This is a genomic window from Paenarthrobacter sp. NPDC089988 (genome assembly GCF_044748465.1).
Lineage (GTDB): Bacteria > Actinomycetota > Actinomycetes > Actinomycetales > Micrococcaceae > Arthrobacter.
On record NZ_JBIVGD010000002.1, the window covers coordinates 32,488 to 48,838 of the forward strand.

The following is a 16,351-nucleotide window of genomic DNA, read 5'->3' on the forward strand; positions in this document are numbered from 1 at the left end:
GGGCGGCCTGAATCGAAGATGTCCAGCCCTTTCCGGCAGATGGACGCATCTGGTTAATTTTTGGTTAACGGTCCATACAAAACATCCGTGTCCCAGCGGACGAAGCCCAGCTTTTGGTATAGGGCCACGGCGGCTTCGTTGTCCGCGTCCACGTACAGCATGACTGCGTGGAGGTCCTTGTCCTGGAGGTGCCGGATGCCAGCCACGGTAAGTGCTTTGCCGAGCCCAAGCCCCTGTGCTTCCGGAGTGACACCCACTACGTAGACCTCACCGATGGCCGGGTGGGCCCCCTGCCGGGGATGCACTTTGGTCCAGTGGTAGCCCAGGAGTTCCCCATCAGCGTTGACGGCGAGAAGGAATCCGTGGGGGTCGAACCAGTCCTCGGCCTCGCGTGCCTGCAGGTCTGCCAGCGTCATGGATCCCTGTTCCGGATGGTGCGCAAAGGCCGCGCGGTTGGCAGCCAGCCAGGCTTGCTCATCCTGACCTGGCACGAAGGCGCGCAGCGAAACATCCGTCGGCAGGACGGCGTCGGGCAGTGCTGCGGTGGAGGACATGAGCCGCATCTTCCGCAGCTCCCGGACCGGGCCGTACCCGAAGCGTGCGGCCAGTTGGGCGGCTGCCTCGTGGTTGCCGTGGGACCAGGCGGTCAGGCCTGCGAAGCCGCGCTTTTCCTGCAGTGCCGCCAGGAGGCGGCCCGCTACGCCTTGGTTCCGGTATGTGGGGTGCACAGCCAGTTCCAGGACGCCGCTTCCGTCGGGCGCCTCAATGACGACGGCGATTCCGGCGAGGTCGTCCGCGGTGGACGGATCCGAATCTTCATCGGGTGCGTAGAGCGCCAAGGAAAGGAGGGAATGCCCGCCGCCGTCCGCGCCGCGCAGGGTGACCAGCGTCTGCTCCGAGAGCGGGGGGTTCCCGTCCGACTCACCGGCAGCGGCGGCGAGCGTGCCGAAGTCCTTGAAGAGTCCGGGGTCAAGTGCGCCGGTGACGTGCAGTACGGGCCAGTTCTCGGGGTGCGCGTGACTCATGATGCAAGGCTATACGCCCGGGGCAAGCCCCGCGATTTGGCATGCCCGGCCAACAAAGGTAGTCTCGTTATCTCGTTCGGCTTCCCGAAGCCGCATGCGAGGGGGATCCACCAGTGGGGTGGCTTCGATACGTTCGACCCGTATGTCCTCCACAACACGGCGAAGGGCCGGGAATCACTGTGATTCCCGGCCCTTCCTGCTGTGGTGTCAGGCTTCGGACAACTCGTCGTCCGGAAGCCGGACCAGCGTCAGGCGGTAGCCGACGTTGCGGACCGTGCTGATGAGATTTTCGTGGTCGACGCCGAGCTTGGCGCGCAGGCGGCGGATGTGGACGTCCACGGTGCGGGTGCCGCCGTAATAGTCGTAGCCCCAAACCTCGGTGAGCAGCTGCTGGCGCGTGAAAACGCGGCCGGGGTGCTGGGCCAGGTACTTCAGGAGCTCGAACTCCTTGAAAGTGAGGTTCAGCGGCTGCCCGGCTACGCGGGCCGTGTAGCTTGCCTCGTCAATAACGACGCCGGCGGCCCGGATTTCGGTCTGCGTTTCCTCTTCGCCCGGCGTGGCACGGGCCATGGCAAGGCGGATGCGGGCCTCCACCTCTGCGGGGCCGGCGGAATCAAGCACGATGTCGTCAACGGACCAGGCCGAAGAGACGGCGGCCATGCCGCCCTCGGTCAGGATCAGCATGAGGGGTGCGCTGAGGCCGGTGGCCTTGAGCAGTTGCGTCAGGGAACGCGCCCCTACCAGGTCCTTCCGGGCATCGAGGAACACGATGTCCGTGGGATCGGTCTCAAGCAGGGCTGTGGGTTCTGCCGGGAGGATGTGCACACGGTGGTTGAGCAACTCCAAGGCAGGCAGGATGTCCACCGAAGAGCCGGTGCTGTTCGTCAGGAGCAGGATGTGCGACATAGTTCCTCCAATGGGCTGTCCGCGCATCATCGGGCGTCGAAACCGGAGTTTCACCGGCCGGTCACGGCGAACTGGGATCGCCCTTGCCGTTGTAACGGGATCGAGGCGATGACAGTGCACTGTTGATGTCCGAGTATACCCACCAGGGCCCGTGCAGTCAGGGATTCGTGACGGTCAGGCACCGGAATTACGACATATCGGGCCGCCATGAGGCAGGATTGACGAGAGGTCGTTAGGCGCATCGAATTGAGGATCGGGCACACAGTGAAGTCTTGGAGCATTGGGGTATTCGGACTTGTGGCGCTCGCAGCCATCGTGTCCAGCACCTTCGTTTCCCGGGAGGCCATGGTGGGCGTGGGAATCGTTGCCTCTGCAGCCGTGGGAATCGGCTGGCCCCACTTCCTTGCCGTCCCCGCCAAGAAAACCCTGGCCTCGGTCATTGCGTTGGCCGGCGCCGGCTCGGCCGTGACGGCCGCCTATATGCCAGCACCGGGATTCCTGGACGGCACCCCTGCCTTCATCGCCGTGGGCGTGATGGCCGTCTTTATCATCCAGTTGATCCGGGGAACCGGGCAGGCGCAGCGGCTTGAATCAACCCTGGGTTGCTGTGCGGGCGTGCTGCTCAACTGCCTCGGTGCGGGTTGGATCGCCGGTGCGCGGTTCAACGGCGTCAAGGAGATGGTCCTCGTGGCCGGACTCAGCGCGGCCGTGGCACTCCTGGTGGGGGTCATCCGCTGGCCGGACCGGATCGTCGCGCCCCTGGGTGTCGTCATGGCCGGGCTCATGGGGCCGCTGGCCGGGCTGGTCTTCTCCGATATAGCGGTCCTCCCTGCGGCCTTGGTTGGCGTTGTCATGGGCTCGGTCCTGGTGTGCTTCCGACGCATGACCACCCTGCGGCGCGGCCGCCTCAATCTTCCTGCGGCACTGGGCATGGGTGTTGCACCCGTCTGGGCAGTAGGGGCGCTGGCTTACTTCATAGACAAACTACTCATCTACTAACGGTTAGGATGGCATCATGTCTGTTCTCGCATTTGAAATCTTCTTCCTGGTCCTCCTCGGCCTCGCCAGCGTCTCCATGGCCTGGTTCGCCGGCTTTGTTGTCTACCGGCTTTTCAAGGGCCAGAAGTAAACACCCCCTTCACGCACTGCAACAGAGGTAGTGGTTGTGCCTATTGAGATCCCAACGGACCTGACTCCTGAACTCGTCCCCCTTTCCTGGCTCATTGGCGAGTGGGAAGGCCGCGGCCGGCTTGGCAGCGGCGATGAGGATTCGGAGCACTTCGTCCAGCATGTTTCCTTCACCCACAACGGCCTGCCCTACCTGCAGTACCGGGCCGAGAGTTGGATCAGTGACGACGCCGGCACAAAGTTGCGCCCGCTGACCGTTGAGACCGGATTCTGGGCGCTGGAACGGGAACTCCAGGAGGGCGATGGCGGCCCCGGGCTGGTTCCCGCGGACATCGTTCCCGTGCTCAAGACGGCAGACGACGTGGAAGAGCGCCGGAACAAGGACGGCGGCTTCGACCTCTCCGTTTCGATCTCCCACCCCGGTGGCATCACGGAGCTGTACTACGGCCAGATCAAAGGCCCACAGATCCAGCTCAGCACCGACATGGTGATGCGGGGCAGCCACTCCAAGGAGTACACGGCGGCAACCCGGATCTTCGGCCTGGTGGACGGCAACCTGCTGTGGCGCTGGGATGTAGCCGCCAACGGCAAGTCACTCGAAGCCCACGCCTCGGCGTTCCTTCATAAAGCCTCCTGAGGCATCGGCCTGACGTGCGCCCAACCCGCGGCGAGGCCTCACTGAACGTTCCATAAAGCAACCAGCAAAAGGAGCAGCAAGTGACAGACAACCTCAAGCCCGGAGGCTACGAGGGCCTCAAGGCCGTGTTCTTCAACGGAACCTTGAAGCCCTCGCCGCAGCTCAGCAACACCGATGGCCTGATCCGCATCAGCCGGGACATCATGGAGAAGCAGGGCGTCTCCACCCAGCTGTTCAGGACCGTGGACCATGACATCGCCAGTGGCGTCTATCCGGACATGCGGGAGCACGGCTGGAAGAGCGACGAATGGCCGGAGATCTACCCTGCCGTGCAGGAAGCGGACATCGTGGTAGTGGCCGGCCCCATCTGGCTGGGCGACAACTCCTCCCAGACCAAAAAGCTGATCGAACGCCTGTACGCCCACTCGGGCCAGCTCAACAGCAAGGGCCAGTGGGCTTTCTACCCGAAAGTCGGCGGCTGCCTGATCACCGGTAACGAGGACGGCATCAAGCACTGTTCCATGAACGTGCTTTACAGCCTCCAGCACGTCGGCTTCACCATCCCGCCGCAGGCCGATGCCGGATGGATCGGTCCCGTGGGTCCTGGGCCCAGCTACCTGGACGAAGGATCGGGCGGCCCGGAGAGTGATTTCACTAACAGGAACACCACTTTCATGACATGGAACCTGCTGCACATGGCAAAGCTCCTGCGCGACGGCGGTGGCATTCCCGCCTATGGGAACCTGCCGGACGAATGGAAAGCCGGAACGCGCTTCGATTTCGAAAACCCCGAGTACCGCTGAGGAACCGTACCCCTCAGGGAATACGCCCGAACACCAAGGACTTCTACTACATATGACTTACAAGAGCCCTCTGTTGTCGCGCCCTGGTGCGGTCGAGGACACCGGCCTCGATGCCGGCGTCGCGGCCCACTACGGCGAGCCGCTGCGCGAGCAACGCGCCCTCGCAGCCGGTACCGCCGTCGTCGATCTTTCCAACCGCGGCGTGGTGACGGTGGCCGGACCTGACAGGCTCAGCTGGCTCAACACCCTTTCATCGCAGCAGCTCACCAACCTCCAGCCGAAGGTGGCCAGCGAACTGCTGCTGCTCAGCGTCCAGGGCCGCATCGAATTCGATGCGCGGGTTATTGACGACGGCGGCACCACCTGGCTGATCGTCGAGGCAGCGGAAGCCGAACCCCTTGCGGAGTGGTTGAACAAGATGAAGTTCATGCTGCGCGTGGAGATCGCCGATGTCTCAGCTGAATGGGCCGTGGTTGGCTCCACCAAGCCGGTGGAGCAACTCGCTGACCGCCTGGTGTGGGAAGACCCCTGGCCGCATGTGGGACCGGGTGGCTACTCCTACAGCCTGGTTCCCGAAGAGTCGCATCCAGGGCTGGAGCGTCCCTGGTTCGAGTACCTCGTGCCGGTTGCCGAGCTTGAGGCAGCGGTCGAGGACCTGCCCTTGGCAGGTGCCATGGCGGCCGACGCCCTCCGCATCGCCGCCTGGCGTCCCCGTTTGGGCGCCGAAACGGACGACAAGACCATTCCGCACGAACTGGACCTGATCCGTACGTCGGTCCACCTGAACAAGGGTTGCTACAAGGGCCAGGAAACCATTGCCCGCGTCCATAACCTCGGCCATCCGCCGCGGCGGCTGGTCTTCCTCCAACTGGACGGTTCGCAGCACACGCTTCCCGCCGTTGGCAGCGTCGTATTTGCCGGGGAACGCAAGGTGGGTACTCTGACATCTGTGGCGCAGCACTTCGAGATGGGCCCGGTGGCCTTGGCTGTCATCAAGCGTTCGGTGTCTGCCGAAGATACGTTGACGGTGATGGACGGCGATGAGCCCTACGTCGCGGCCCAGGAAGTGATCGTCGCCCCCGACGCCGGCCAGGTGGTCGGGCGCCAGACCGGATTCCTGAAGGGACCCCACCGATGACCCAGCCCACCACGCCGGAGGCGGCGGACGCCCAACCTTCGAACCAGGCCGACGACGAAACATTGGCGTTGGCGCACGCGCTTTTCGACGCCGCCCGCGAAGGCAACTCCGAACTCTTGCGGGGTTACCTGAGCGCCGGTGCTCCCGCGACACTGACCAACGCGGCGGGTGATTCCTTGCTTATGCTGGCGGCCTACCATGGCCACGAGGAAACCGTTCAGCTTCTGGTACATCACGGCGCCGACGTGAATGCGGCCAACGACCGAGGACAGACTCCGCTCGCCGGGGCGGTTTTCAAGGGGTACGCAGGCGTCGCCAGGGCCCTGGTGGACGCGGGCGCGGATCCCGACGCCGGCACGCCGAGTGCCCGGGACGCAGCGAAGATGTTCGCGCGCACCGAGATCCTGGAGTTGTTGGGCTAACGGCCAGGCACTTCCTTCCGGAGAGAACCCTGTTGCCTGTGGCAACAGGGTTTTCTTGCGTCTGACTATTCCATGTGGAATAGTTGTAGTGGAATATTTGCCGTGGAAGGGGTTTTGTCGTGCCAAAAGCCGTTGACCTGACGCCCTTGGGTGTCGCCGCGCTGGCGCTGCTTGCCGAAGGACCCATGCACCCTTACGAGATGTACCAGGTCCTGATGGCACGGCATGAGGACCGATTGGTCAAGGTCCGTCCCGGGACGCTGTACCACGCCGTCGGACGCCTTGCTGAGAACGGCCTGGTGGAAGCTGCCGGTACCGAACGCGAAGGCAACCGGCCGGAGCGCACAACGTACCGGATCACCTCCGCCGGCCACGAAGCCCTGGATGCGCGGCTGCAGGACATGCTGGCGACTCCCATCAATGAATACCCCACCTTTCCCCACGCCATCGCTGAGGCCCATCACCTCCCGGCGGAGGTGGTGGGCGAACTGCTCGAGGGACGGCTGGCGGCCCTCAGTGCCGATCTCAACTTCCTCCTGCAGGCTGAGGCGGCTGTCACGGCCAAGGGCCTGGAACGCAAATATTGGATAGACGTCACCTATCAACAAGCCATGCTTCGAACAGAGATCTCGTGGATCCGCGAGCTCCTTGCGGAGTTGCGCAGCGGTCAGCTGCCCTGGGACAACCCCCAGCCAACTCCGTCCGAAGCTTCCACCAAGCCAAAGGAATCCCTTGGAAAACGTAGCTAAGCCGTGGCCGGCCCTCTGGTCACTCGTGGTTGGCTTCTTCATGATCCTGATCGACACCACCATTGTGTCGGTCGCCAATCCGCGGATCATGGAAGGCCTCAATACCGATATCAACGCCGTGATCTGGGTAACCAGCGCGTACCTCCTGGCCTACGCGGTGCCCCTGCTGATCACCGGCAGGCTTGGTGACCGCTTCGGTCCCAAGAACCTGTACCTCATTGGCCTGGTGGTCTTCACCCTGGCCTCGCTGTGGTGCGGACTCTCCGGAGACGTCACCATGCTCATTGCCGCACGGGCCGTCCAAGGGCTGGGTGCAGCCATGATGACGCCCCAAACCATGGCTGTCATCACCCGCATCTTCCCGCCGGACCGCCGCGGCGCCGCCATGGGTTTGTGGGGTGCCACAGCGGGCATGGCCGTCCTGGTGGGCCCCATCCTGGGTGGCGTCCTGGTGGACGGACTCGGCTGGGAGTGGATCTTCTTTGTCAACGTTCCCATCGGCATCGTGGCCTTCATCCTGGTCACGCGCTTTGTGCCCAAGCTGACCACCCACAGCCACTCCTTCGACATCCTTGGGGTGGTGCTCTCGGCCCTTGGCATGTTCCTGCTGGTCTTCGGCATCCAGGAAGGCCAGACCTACAAGTGGGGAGTGGTCAACGGCATCATCACGGTGTGGGGACTCATCATCGCCGGCATCGTGGTGTTGGCCGTCTTCGTAGCCTGGCAGTGGTGGCTCGAACGCCGCGGCGGTGAACCGCTCCTGCCGCTGGGCTTGTTCAAGGACCGCAACTTCTCCCTGGGCAACTCCACCATCATGGCCGTGGGCTTCACGGTCACCGCGTTCCCGCTTCCCACGATCTTCTACTACCAGGTGGTCCGCGGGCTCACGCCGACGCAGTCAGCCCTGTTGATGATCCCCATGGCCGTGATCTCCGGCGGCCTGGCCCCGTTCGTTGGAAAGCTGATCGACCGCGCCAACCCCCGTTGGTTCGCCGCGTTCGGACTGCTCTGCCTGTCCGGTGCGCTCTTCTGGACAGCGTCGCTCCTGGGGCCGGACACTCCCATCTGGATGTTCCTCCTGCCGAGCGCCCTCCAGGGTGTGGCCAACGCCTTCATCTGGGGCCCCGTGTCCAACGCCACCACCAGGAACCTGGCGCCGCGCCAAGCCGGCGCAGGATCAGGCGTGTTCAACACCACCCGGCAAATCGGCGCAGTGCTTGGTTCAGCCGCCATCGCTGCGCTGATTCAGTCCCGCCTGGCCGCGGAACTTCCCGCCGCGTCGGCAGGAGCCCCCGTGGGTGAAGCATCCATGACCGGCACGCTCCCGGAGTTCCTGCACGCAGGCTTCTCGACGGCCATGAGCCAGTCCATCCTGCTGCCCGCGTTCGCGATCCTGGTAGGTGCGCTGATCGCGCTGTTCTTCGCCAAGCCCAGGTCGGTGGAAAGCTGGGGCGCCAAGCCAGCGGACGCGGCCGTTCCTGCGCAGGATCCCGCAGCGCAGGACGCCCGCCACTAACAGCCGGCCATAGGCTTAGCGGCCAGGAGAGAGTGTGCACTGCGGTTGCCCCCACAAAGGCGGCAGCGGTGCACACTCTTTTGTGCATCGCCGGCTTGGCCCTAACCGAGCAGCACTCCCGCGTGCAGCCCCCCGGTGGCAAAACCCAGGCTGCGGGCCATGGCCAGGGCTCCCGTATTGCTGACGTCGGCCTTCCATTGAAGAGTGAGGCCGGAGGCCAAGGCCTCGTGCGCGGCAATGGAGGCGGCAAGCTTTCCCACGCCCCGGCGGCGCCATGCGGGGGCTACCAGCACACCCATATCCGCCAGGAGGCCTTCCCACTCCGTGTAGGCCCCGCAGGCTACCGGCGAGGCTTGCTCGTCCTCGGGATGCATGATGGTGAAGCGGTGCTCCAGCGACTGGAGGCCAACCTCGTTGACGTCGTCGGGTGGGCACAGGCTTTCCAGTGCGACCGCTTCGGGATTGCCGCGGGATACCGTCAGGTCCTCGGACGGTTGGTTCAAAGGAAGGTCATCGGCGAAGAACAATGCCGATGAGCCCAGGCCGTGACCGCCGTGGGTCCGGGTGAGGGTCAGCAGCGTGACGTGCTGAGCCAGTTCGGCATCGGGTATCTCCGCTGCCGCGTCAAGGGCCCATTGGGGACCCACCAGCGCGGAGACGCCGAACAGACGAAGGAACTGGACAGCGCGGGCCGACTCATCGGCCAGCGTGATCCGATCGCGCGGGCCTGCCGGGGAGGAGGCCAGCCGGTCCGCGGCGGTGGCGAAAGCAGCGTCGTCGAGTTTTAAGCGGCGAGCCCACGCCAGCTGGATAATGGCAGCAGACGTGGGCTCGAGAGTCATGGATTCAGACTAGCCGAACAACACACTCGCTTCGTCGTAGCGGTGCTGCGGCACGGTCTTGAGCTTGCCCAAGGCCTCTTCGAAGCCAACGTGGGAGATGTCCGTGCCCTTGAGCGCAACCATGGTGCCCCAGCGACCATCCACCACGGAGTCGATCGCGGCCATGCCAAGGCGGGTTGCCAGGACCCGGTCGTATGCAGTGGGGACGCCGCCGCGCTGGATGTGGCCCAGGATGGTGGCGCGGGTTTCGATCCCGGTGCGGGCTTCGATTTCCGGGGCGAGCTGGTCGGCGATGCCGCCCAGGCGGGGACGGCCGAAGGTGTCCAGGCCGCGCTCGGAGTGCGGGGATTCCATGTGGTCCGGCACGAAGCCTTCGGCCACCACAACCAGGGGCGCACGGCCACGGTCATGGGCTTCCTGGACCCATTCGGCGATCTGTTCGATGCTGACCTTCTGCTCGGGGATCAGGATGGCGTGTGCGCCGGAGGCCATGCCGGAGTGAAGGGCGATCCAGCCGACGTGCCGGCCCATGACCTCGGCGATCATGCAGCGGTGGTGGGACTCGCCGGTAGTACGGAGACGGTCGATGGCTTCGGTGGCGATTTCGACGGCGGTATCGAACCCGAACGTGTAGTCCGTGGCGTCGAGGTCGTTGTCCACGGTCTTGGGGACACCGACGATCTTCAGCCCGGCGTCGGTGAGCCGCTTGGCCGCGGCGAGGGTGCCTTCGCCACCGATCGCGATGATCGCGTCGATACCCAGGCGTTCCATGTGCTCTTTGATGACCTCGGGGCCGCCACCGTTTTCGAAGGGGTTGGTCCGCGAAGTGCCCAGGATGGTGCCGCCCTGCTTGGCGATGCCGCGGACCATGGTGCGGGGGATGTCGATGACATCACCTTCAACTACGCCGCGCCAGCCGTCGCGGAAGCCAACGAACTCCTGGCCATGGATGGCGATGCCCTTGAGGACAGCACCCCGGATCACTGCGTTGAGGCCGGGGCAGTCGCCACCGCTGGTAAGAATGCCAATTTTCATGTTTGCTCACTCATGGCTTGGAGGAATACGTGCCGAGCGCCACGCTGAGCTCCCCACGATTCTAGACGTGCATGTGGGGTGGGACACAAATGGTTACTTTTCAACCCGCGCGTGCGGTATTGGAAACCTGCCCAAAACACGCAAAACGCCCTGCGTCCCGGGAAGTCTCCACGGGAGGCAGGGCGTCTTTCACACGAAGGGTCCGGAGGTCAGCGCGAGCGCTGGCTGATGAACGATTCCAAGGGGATCTTGTTTCCCTGGTCCGGAAGGATGAGCCAGGCAAGGACATAGAACACGATGGCCGGGCCCGGCAGGAGGCAGAAGAGCAGGAAAGCCACCCGGACATAGGCCACATCAACCTTGAGTTTGGCCGCGATGCCTCCGCAGACGCCACCCAACCAGCGTTGCGGTCCGCGCTTCAGGCCGAAGCCCCTGACGATACTGAAGAACTTGTCCATGGTTACACCCTTCCTTGTTGGGAGCTCTTTGTCACTCGCTTGGAGCCCCGGCTGGCTGCCAGGAGGCCGCCGACCACCAGTGCTGCACCGGCGCCGATCATGAGGCCGATCAGCACGTAGGTTCCGTTCAGCACCACCCAGCCCAGGGTGGAGACGAGCAACAATGCTGACAGTGCCATGACCACCAGGCCCCACACCACGGTGCCGATCCGCGCCTGCCGGGGTTCGTCGTCGTCCGCTTCCCGGTCCACTTTGTAGGTGGGTTCCAGGTGCGGTGTCAGCGGGATCTGCTGCAGGCGGGGCGATGGGAGGGGCTCCGTGGGACGGGTCTCCCGGGGCAGGGGCGCCGTTTGTGCTTCTGCGGCCTTGGAATCGTGGGTACCGTTCGGCTCATTCGTGCTCATGTCAGTTTCCTTCCTGGATGGTCACGTTGCTGAAGGTGCCATCGATCTTCACCACGAGGTTGGCTCCTGGTTTGTCCGTGTTGTACAGCGTGCGGTCGTCCTGGAGCCTGCCGCCACGGTCCGTGCCGCGCTCGTTCAGGTTGCCGAAGGTCATGTCCGCCTGGACTTCCACCGGCACGTCGTCCGGGATGACCACAGTCACGTTGCTGGCGGTCGCGTCCACCGGGATGGTGACCGGTGTGGTCAGCGGCGGGGTCAGGTTCAGGTCCGTGAGGTCCACGGTGCCGCTGGCCCCCGTGACGTTGAATCCCGAGCGCGCCTGTTCGATGCTGACTGGTGCCCAATTGACGTCCCGGAACGTGAAGCGGTCACCGTTGCGGGGGACCACGTTGAAGATGCCGCCGATCACCAGCGCAACGATCGCCAGGAAGCCCAGGAACCCGGAGGTGCGTCCTCGAAGGCCTGCCACCAGGATGCCCAAGCCCAGGACGGCAGCGCCCACTGCCCAAACCACGGCGTTTGCAGCATTGCCCAGGTCGATCACATTGCCGGCGTCCAGGGCTTTCAGCGTGCCACCGGCCAGGAGCGCGGCTCCAGTGGTGACGGCCACAATGGCAGCACCCGGACCCTTGCGCTTGGGCCGGGCCGGCTTGGGCTCTCCGCCCTGTGGCGGGGTGGGACCGTAGGGCGGCCGCGGACCGGATGGGTTGTAGGGGCCCGCCGGGTTGTAGCGACCGGTGGGGTTGGCTGATCCGGCCGGGGTCTGGGAGGTACCGGGTGCGCCTGCCTGGCCGGGCCCTGCCCCATAGACGGGAACGCCGGTGTTGGCACCCGCCGGGCGGGTCACTGTAGGGGCGGAGCCTGCGGCGCCATAGGCCGTGGCGTAAGGTGCCGAGGCGCTGAAGTCTTGCCGGTTCATGGGCTGCGTCGCTTTCTGGTTCTTGTTGCGTTGCACCAGGTAATAGACCAAATAGGCAACAGCGCCTATCCAGAAGAGGGTCCAGAACAGGCCGGGAAGCCCGTTCCAGCCCCAGCCCCAGAAACCGCGGCCAAGGCTCGGCAAGCCGATGATCGTGGTGATCAGCGCACCGGTCATGCCCCCGGACCAGCGTCCTGCGCCGGCTTCCTGCACATGGATGCGTCCGTCGGGTTCGGGAAGGAGTGCCCACGCCAGGCCGTAGAGGAGAACGCCGACGCCGGCGAACAGTGCCAGGACAATGAAGATGCCGCGGACAATGAGCGGATCGATGCCGAAGCGGTGGGCAATGCCGCTCGCGACGCCACCAATCCAGCGGTCCGGTCCACGGCGGATGCCCTGGTTGCGGATCCAATCGAAGAAGTTCTGCTGTGGAGCGGCGGGACCGCTGCCCGGGGTCCAGGACCGTCCGGAGTGGTCCTCGGGAGCGCCGGCAGGTGCACCGGTGGTGGCGTCGGGACCCGGGGAGCCCGCGTTGGCGGGGCGGCCGGATTCCTCGGGGTTCATGCTGTTCGCGTTCATACTTCGATCCTGCCGTTGGTGCCTGCCTGGCCTCTACTGGGGGATACCCTGAATGATCCCTGAGGGACCCCCGAACAACGCTGGTTTCCGGTCCGGGCAACGCTGATCCGTGTTTGGATGGGTACATGAGCACTGCTGTACAACGCCCGCCGCTGGTCCGCAGCAGCGACCGCATGATCGCGGGCGTCTGCAGCGGACTCGCCGCGCATTTGGGCTGTCCGGTCAAGTACGTCCGGGTGGGCATGGTCCTGGCCTGTTTCGCCGGGGGAGCGGGCCTGGCCTTCTACGCCTGGTTGTGGACCATGGTTCCCACCGCGGATGAGAACGCACGCCGCAATGCCAAGCGGCCGGCGTCGCCCATTGCTCCTGCGGTGAGCCAGCCGCCGCCCGCGTCAGGGACAGAAGGAACGTACGACGCCGGTCCGTCGCCTGCCGTTTTTGGCGTACCGCCGGGATCCCCGGCTTTCGGGGCTGCGACCGCATCCACGGCGTTCGGCGCGCCAGCCGGGACGGCAGAGTACGTGGCGGCTCCGGGAAGTCCGGAAGAACCCGTTGCCGGTGCAAGCGGTTGGTTCAGGCCGGCGGATGGCACTGCGCCCTGGTTTGCGTTCCGACGCATCCAGTACGGCAAGGAGATCCTGCTGGGCGCGGGGCTGCTTTTGGTGGCTGCCATCCTGGTGGCCCGGCAGTTCGGTGTGGACCTGCCTCTGGGAACGCTCATCCCTGCCGCGGCGATCCTGGGCGGCGCAGCCATCGCGTGGATGCAGCTCGACGAAACACGCAGGGCCGGCCTGGTGGACAAGACCAAAGCGGACCAAGCCGGGGGCTGGGTCCGCCTGGCGGCAGGCCTGGCCCTGGTGGTGGCCGGGGTCCTGGTGATGGTTTCCGGCTCGGGGTCCTGGGAGCAGACATGGCTCGCGCTCCTTGCTTCGGTGGCCGTGCTGGGCGGTGTGGCCCTGGTACTGCTCCCTTGGGGCCTGAAGTTCTGGAAGGACCTGGAGACGGAACGTGCAGGACGGGTCCGGGAAACCGAGCGCGCCGAGATTGCCGCGCACCTCCACGACTCCGTCCTGCAGACGCTCGCTCTCATCCAGCGAAGGGCCGGTTCCGAGCAGGACGTGGTCCGCCTGGCGAGAGCCCAGGAACGCGAGCTGCGCTCGTGGCTCTTCAGCGATTCCACCAAGGAATCAGGACTCCTGGCCGAGCGGATCAAGGCAGTCGCCGCCGAAGTCGAGGACGCGCACGGCCATGCCGTGGAGGTGGTGACCGTTGGCGACACGGAGATGACCGACAGGCATGAGGCCCTTGTCCAGGCCGCCAGGGAGGCGATGCTCAATGCGGCGCGCCACGGCGGCGGGACGGTGTCGGTCTATTTGGAAAGCACGGCAGGTGGTACGGAAGTCTTCGTCAAGGACCGTGGTCCCGGATTCGACCCCGACGCCGTGCCGGAGGACCGCATGGGCGTCAAGGAATCCATTATTGGCCGCATGAAACGCCACGGCGGCACCGCCAAGATCATCAGCAGTGCCGACGGCACGGAGGTCCGCCTGGCGCTCCCCGCGGCCACCGCCGAGAACGGCGACTCGAGGAACGGAGAGACCAAGCCATGAACAATACCCTCCAGGACGGCACCGGGCGGAGCGTGCGCGTGGTGATCGTGGATGACCACACCATCTTCCGGTCCGGGTTGAAGGCCGATCTCGACCAGAGGATGCACGTGGTGGGCGAGGCCGGCACCGTGGAGCAGGCCATCGCCGTGATAGCCGAGACCCGGCCCGAGGTGGTCCTGCTCGATGTCCACCTTCCCGGAGGCCTGGGCGGCGGCGGGCGCGAAGTCATCGCGGGCTCCGCTGTCTTGCTGGGCTCCACGAGCTTCCTGGCGCTCAGCGTGTCCGACGCCGCGGAGGACGTGGTGGCCGTGATCCGTGCCGGTGCGCGCGGGTATGTCACCAAGACCATTTCCGGTGCCGAGATTTCGGATGCCGTGATCCGCGTGGCCGATGGTGACGCCGTCTTCTCGCCCCGGTTGGCAGGGTTTGTGCTGGACGCCTTCGGGACGGCCCCGGCGGACATCGCAGACGATGAGCTGGACAAGCTGTCCGCCCGCGAACTGGAAGTCATGCGCCTGATCGCCCGCGGTTACAGCTACAAGGAAGTGGCCAAGGAACTGTTCATTTCCATCAAGACCGTGGAGACGCACGTCTCCGCGGTACTCCGGAAACTCCAGCTCTCCAGCCGCCACGAACTCACCAAGTGGGCCGCCGAACGCCGCCTCCTCTAAGCAATTCCCCACCCCACCCCCACCCCACCCCACACATCCCACCCCACCTCCCCACCCCGGCCCCGCCCCACCCCGGACGCTCTCTCACCAAACGCCCCCTTTTCGGCAACCCTCTCTCACCGATTCGCCCTTAAACAGAAACGCTCTTCCACCAAACGAGGTGGAAGAGCGTTTCGGTGAAGTGTCGCTACTTGGCCTTGCCCAGGAATTCCTGGATGCGCCGCACACCTTCGGCGAGGTCGTCGTCGCCCAGGGCGTAGGACAAGCGGACGTAGCCGGACGGACCGAAGGCCTCGCCGGGGACCACGGCAACCTCAACCTCGTCCAGGATGAGTGCGGCAAGCTCTGCCGACGTCGTCGGGCGGGCCGTACCGTTGGAGGTTTCGAATTCCTTGCCCAGCAGCCCGCGGACGTCCGCGTACACGTAGAAGGCGCCGGTCGGCGTCGGGCATTCCACGCCGTCAATCGCGTTCAGGCCGGCCACGATCGCCTTGCGGCGACGGTCAAAGGCGACCTTCATCTCGTCGACGGCGGTCAGCGGGCCCGTGAGGGCGGCCGCAGCGGCCACCTGCATGATGTTGGAAACGTTCGACGTCGCGTGCGACTGCAGGTTGGTGGCAGCCTTGATGACATCTGCCGGGCCGATCATCCAGCCCACGCGCCAACCAGTCATGGCGTAGGTCTTGGCCACGCCGTTGAGGATCACCACGCGGTCGCCCAGTTCGGGAGCGGCAGTGGCGATGGAGGTGAATTCCACGCCGTCGTAGGTCAGGTGCTCATAGATCTCATCGGTGACAACCCACAGGCCCTTGGCCGCGGCCCACTTGCCGATCTCAGCAACCTGCTCCGGGCTGTACACGGCGCCGGTCGGGTTGGACGGGGAGACGAACAACAGGATCTTGGTCTTGTCCGTGACCGCTGCTTCAAGCTGCTCAACGGTCACCAGGTAGCCCTGCTCCGGGCCGGCGAAAACCTCCACGGGAACGCCGCCAGCCAGGCGGATGGCTTCCGGGTAAGTGGTCCAGAACGGGGTGGGGATGATGACTTCGTCGCCCGGATCAACCAGGGTGGCGAAGGTGTTGTACACGGCCTGCTTGCCGCCGTTGGTCACCAGGACCTGGGACGGGTCCACCTGGTATCCGGAGTCGCGCAGTGTCTTGTCCGCAATGGCCTTCTTCAGCTCGGGGAGACCGGACGCGGGGGAGTACCGGTGGTACTTCGGCTGGCTGGCGGCCTCGATGGCAGCCTGCACAATGTAATCCGGGGTGGGGAAGTCGGGTTCACCGGCACCGAAGCCAATCACGGGGCGGCCCGCGGCCTTCAGTGCCTTGGCCTTGGCATCAACGGCAAGGGTGGCGGACTCGGCAATGGCGGAGATTCGTTGTGAAATGCGGGCGGCAGGTGTTCCGGCAGACATCTATGTACCGTTCTTCGCAGGCAGCTCGTGGGCTGGATGATGGGATTCGACGTAAACTACCTTATGCTGTTCTGCGGAGCTCCCGGGTGAGT

At 65.2% G+C, this 16,351-nt stretch carries 17 protein-coding genes; 9 read left to right on the forward strand and 8 right to left on the reverse strand.

Annotation, left to right across the window (positions count from 1 at the left end):
• Window positions 1-53: 53 nt before the first annotated feature.
• Together mshD and ACIPV6_RS03390 are read right to left on the reverse strand one after the other, a co-directional pair.
• On the reverse strand, window positions 54-1,025 hold the full coding sequence (mshD, locus tag ACIPV6_RS03385; RefSeq protein WP_400269552.1) for a mycothiol synthase: 972 nt from the start codon (window positions 1,023-1,025) through the stop codon (window positions 54-56).
• Between the two features lie 207 nt (window positions 1,026-1,232).
• Entirely contained in the window at window positions 1,233-1,931 is a 699-nt protein-coding gene (locus ACIPV6_RS03390; protein ID WP_397324286.1) for a winged-helix domain-containing protein, read from the reverse strand.
• Between the two features lie 264 nt (window positions 1,932-2,195).
• Here ACIPV6_RS03390 and ACIPV6_RS03395 point away from each other — a divergent pair, with 264 nt between their 5' ends.
• From ACIPV6_RS03395 to ACIPV6_RS03425, 7 genes are all read left to right on the forward strand, one after another.
• Complete coding sequence (locus ACIPV6_RS03395) at window positions 2,196-2,930, forward strand: permease (protein WP_400269553.1); 735 nt, start codon at window positions 2,196-2,198, stop codon at window positions 2,928-2,930.
• Between the two features lie 166 nt (window positions 2,931-3,096).
• Window positions 3,097-3,696 (forward strand): FABP family protein, encoded by a 600-nt coding sequence (locus ACIPV6_RS03400; RefSeq protein WP_397324283.1) that lies wholly within the window; start codon window positions 3,097-3,099, stop codon window positions 3,694-3,696.
• Between the two features lie 80 nt (window positions 3,697-3,776).
• On the forward strand, window positions 3,777-4,499 hold the full coding sequence (locus tag ACIPV6_RS03405) for a flavodoxin family protein (protein WP_400269554.1): 723 nt from the start codon (window positions 3,777-3,779) through the stop codon (window positions 4,497-4,499).
• Window positions 4,500-4,551: 52 nt separating this feature from the next.
• Complete coding sequence (locus ACIPV6_RS03410; protein ID WP_400269555.1) at window positions 4,552-5,637, forward strand: YgfZ/GcvT domain-containing protein; 1,086 nt, start codon at window positions 4,552-4,554, stop codon at window positions 5,635-5,637.
• Window positions 5,634-6,059 (forward strand): ankyrin repeat domain-containing protein, encoded by a 426-nt coding sequence (locus ACIPV6_RS03415; protein WP_400269556.1) that lies wholly within the window; start codon window positions 5,634-5,636, stop codon window positions 6,057-6,059. The genes ACIPV6_RS03410 and ACIPV6_RS03415 overlap by 4 nt, the downstream gene beginning before the upstream one ends.
• A gap of 119 nt (window positions 6,060-6,178) precedes the next feature.
• On the forward strand, window positions 6,179-6,808 hold the full coding sequence (locus ACIPV6_RS03420) for a PadR family transcriptional regulator (protein WP_400269557.1): 630 nt from the start codon (window positions 6,179-6,181) through the stop codon (window positions 6,806-6,808).
• Window positions 6,792-8,324, forward strand: a complete 1,533-nt coding sequence (locus ACIPV6_RS03425; protein ID WP_400269558.1) for a DHA2 family efflux MFS transporter permease subunit — start codon at window positions 6,792-6,794, stop codon at window positions 8,322-8,324. The genes ACIPV6_RS03420 and ACIPV6_RS03425 overlap by 17 nt, the downstream gene beginning before the upstream one ends.
• 101 nt (window positions 8,325-8,425) lie before the next feature.
• Here the strand turns inward: ACIPV6_RS03425 and ACIPV6_RS03430 are convergent, their stop codons facing one another.
• From ACIPV6_RS03430 to ACIPV6_RS03450, 5 genes are all read right to left on the reverse strand, one after another.
• Window positions 8,426-9,166 (reverse strand): GNAT family N-acetyltransferase, encoded by a 741-nt coding sequence (locus tag ACIPV6_RS03430; protein ID WP_400269559.1) that lies wholly within the window; start codon window positions 9,164-9,166, stop codon window positions 8,426-8,428.
• Window positions 9,167-9,175: 9 nt separating this feature from the next.
• Window positions 9,176-10,201 carry a 6-phosphofructokinase gene (locus tag ACIPV6_RS03435; RefSeq protein ID WP_387435091.1) on the reverse strand — a complete coding sequence of 342 codons (1,026 nt, stop codon included), beginning with the start codon at window positions 10,199-10,201 and terminating at the stop codon, window positions 9,176-9,178.
• A gap of 209 nt (window positions 10,202-10,410) precedes the next feature.
• A complete protein-coding gene (locus tag ACIPV6_RS03440) occupies window positions 10,411-10,659 on the reverse strand; it encodes a PspC domain-containing protein (RefSeq protein WP_397324274.1) in 249 nt (82 codons plus the stop codon).
• Window positions 10,660-10,661: 2 nt separating this feature from the next.
• The gene (locus ACIPV6_RS03445) at window positions 10,662-11,063 is read right to left on the reverse strand and encodes a hypothetical protein (RefSeq protein WP_400269560.1); all 402 of its coding nucleotides are present in this window, start codon (window positions 11,061-11,063) and stop codon (window positions 10,662-10,664) included.
• Window position 11,064: 1 nt separating this feature from the next.
• Window positions 11,065-12,561, reverse strand: coding sequence for a PspC domain-containing protein (locus ACIPV6_RS03450; protein ID WP_400269561.1), 1,497 nt, complete (start codon window positions 12,559-12,561; stop codon window positions 11,065-11,067).
• 125 nt (window positions 12,562-12,686) lie between these two features.
• Here ACIPV6_RS03450 and ACIPV6_RS03455 point away from each other — a divergent pair, with 125 nt between their 5' ends.
• Together ACIPV6_RS03455 and ACIPV6_RS03460 are read left to right on the forward strand one after the other, a co-directional pair.
• The gene (locus ACIPV6_RS03455; protein ID WP_400269562.1) at window positions 12,687-14,171 is read left to right on the forward strand and encodes a PspC domain-containing protein; all 1,485 of its coding nucleotides are present in this window, start codon (window positions 12,687-12,689) and stop codon (window positions 14,169-14,171) included.
• Window positions 14,168-14,842: a LuxR C-terminal-related transcriptional regulator gene (locus tag ACIPV6_RS03460; RefSeq protein WP_400269563.1), complete on the forward strand. Its 675-nt coding sequence runs from the start codon at window positions 14,168-14,170 to the stop codon at window positions 14,840-14,842. The genes ACIPV6_RS03455 and ACIPV6_RS03460 overlap by 4 nt, the downstream gene beginning before the upstream one ends.
• 187 nt (window positions 14,843-15,029) lie before the next feature.
• On the opposite strand, the gene ACIPV6_RS03465 is transcribed toward ACIPV6_RS03460, so the two are convergent.
• Complete coding sequence (locus ACIPV6_RS03465; RefSeq protein ID WP_400269564.1) at window positions 15,030-16,259, reverse strand: pyridoxal phosphate-dependent aminotransferase; 1,230 nt, start codon at window positions 16,257-16,259, stop codon at window positions 15,030-15,032.
• Between the last annotated feature and the right edge of the window lie 92 nt (window positions 16,260-16,351).

Coding starts and splice junctions, on each gene's coding strand:
- ACIPV6_RS03435 (WP_387435091.1), bottom strand. CDS start 10,201: ATGAAAATTGGCATTCTTACCAGCGGTGGCGACTGCCCCGGCCTCAAC.
- ACIPV6_RS03410 (WP_400269555.1), top strand. CDS start 4,552: ATGACTTACAAGAGCCCTCTGTTGTCGCGCCCTGGTGCGGTCGAGGAC.
- ACIPV6_RS03465 (WP_400269564.1), bottom strand. CDS start 16,259: ATGTCTGCCGGAACACCTGCCGCCCGCATTTCACAACGAATCTCCGCC.
- ACIPV6_RS03415 (WP_400269556.1), top strand. CDS start 5,634: ATGACCCAGCCCACCACGCCGGAGGCGGCGGACGCCCAACCTTCGAAC.
- ACIPV6_RS03390 (WP_397324286.1), bottom strand. CDS start 1,931: ATGTCGCACATCCTGCTCCTGACGAACAGCACCGGCTCTTCGGTGGAC.
- mshD (WP_400269552.1), bottom strand. CDS start 1,025: ATGAGTCACGCGCACCCCGAGAACTGGCCCGTACTGCACGTCACCGGC.
- ACIPV6_RS03440 (WP_397324274.1), bottom strand. CDS start 10,659: ATGGACAAGTTCTTCAGTATCGTCAGGGGCTTCGGCCTGAAGCGCGGA.
- ACIPV6_RS03455 (WP_400269562.1), top strand. CDS start 12,687: ATGAGCACTGCTGTACAACGCCCGCCGCTGGTCCGCAGCAGCGACCGC.
- ACIPV6_RS03445 (WP_400269560.1), bottom strand. CDS start 11,063: ATGAGCACGAATGAGCCGAACGGTACCCACGATTCCAAGGCCGCAGAA.
- ACIPV6_RS03460 (WP_400269563.1), top strand. CDS start 14,168: ATGAACAATACCCTCCAGGACGGCACCGGGCGGAGCGTGCGCGTGGTG.
- ACIPV6_RS03430 (WP_400269559.1), bottom strand. CDS start 9,166: ATGACTCTCGAGCCCACGTCTGCTGCCATTATCCAGCTGGCGTGGGCT.
- ACIPV6_RS03450 (WP_400269561.1), bottom strand. CDS start 12,561: ATGAACGCGAACAGCATGAACCCCGAGGAATCCGGCCGCCCCGCCAAC.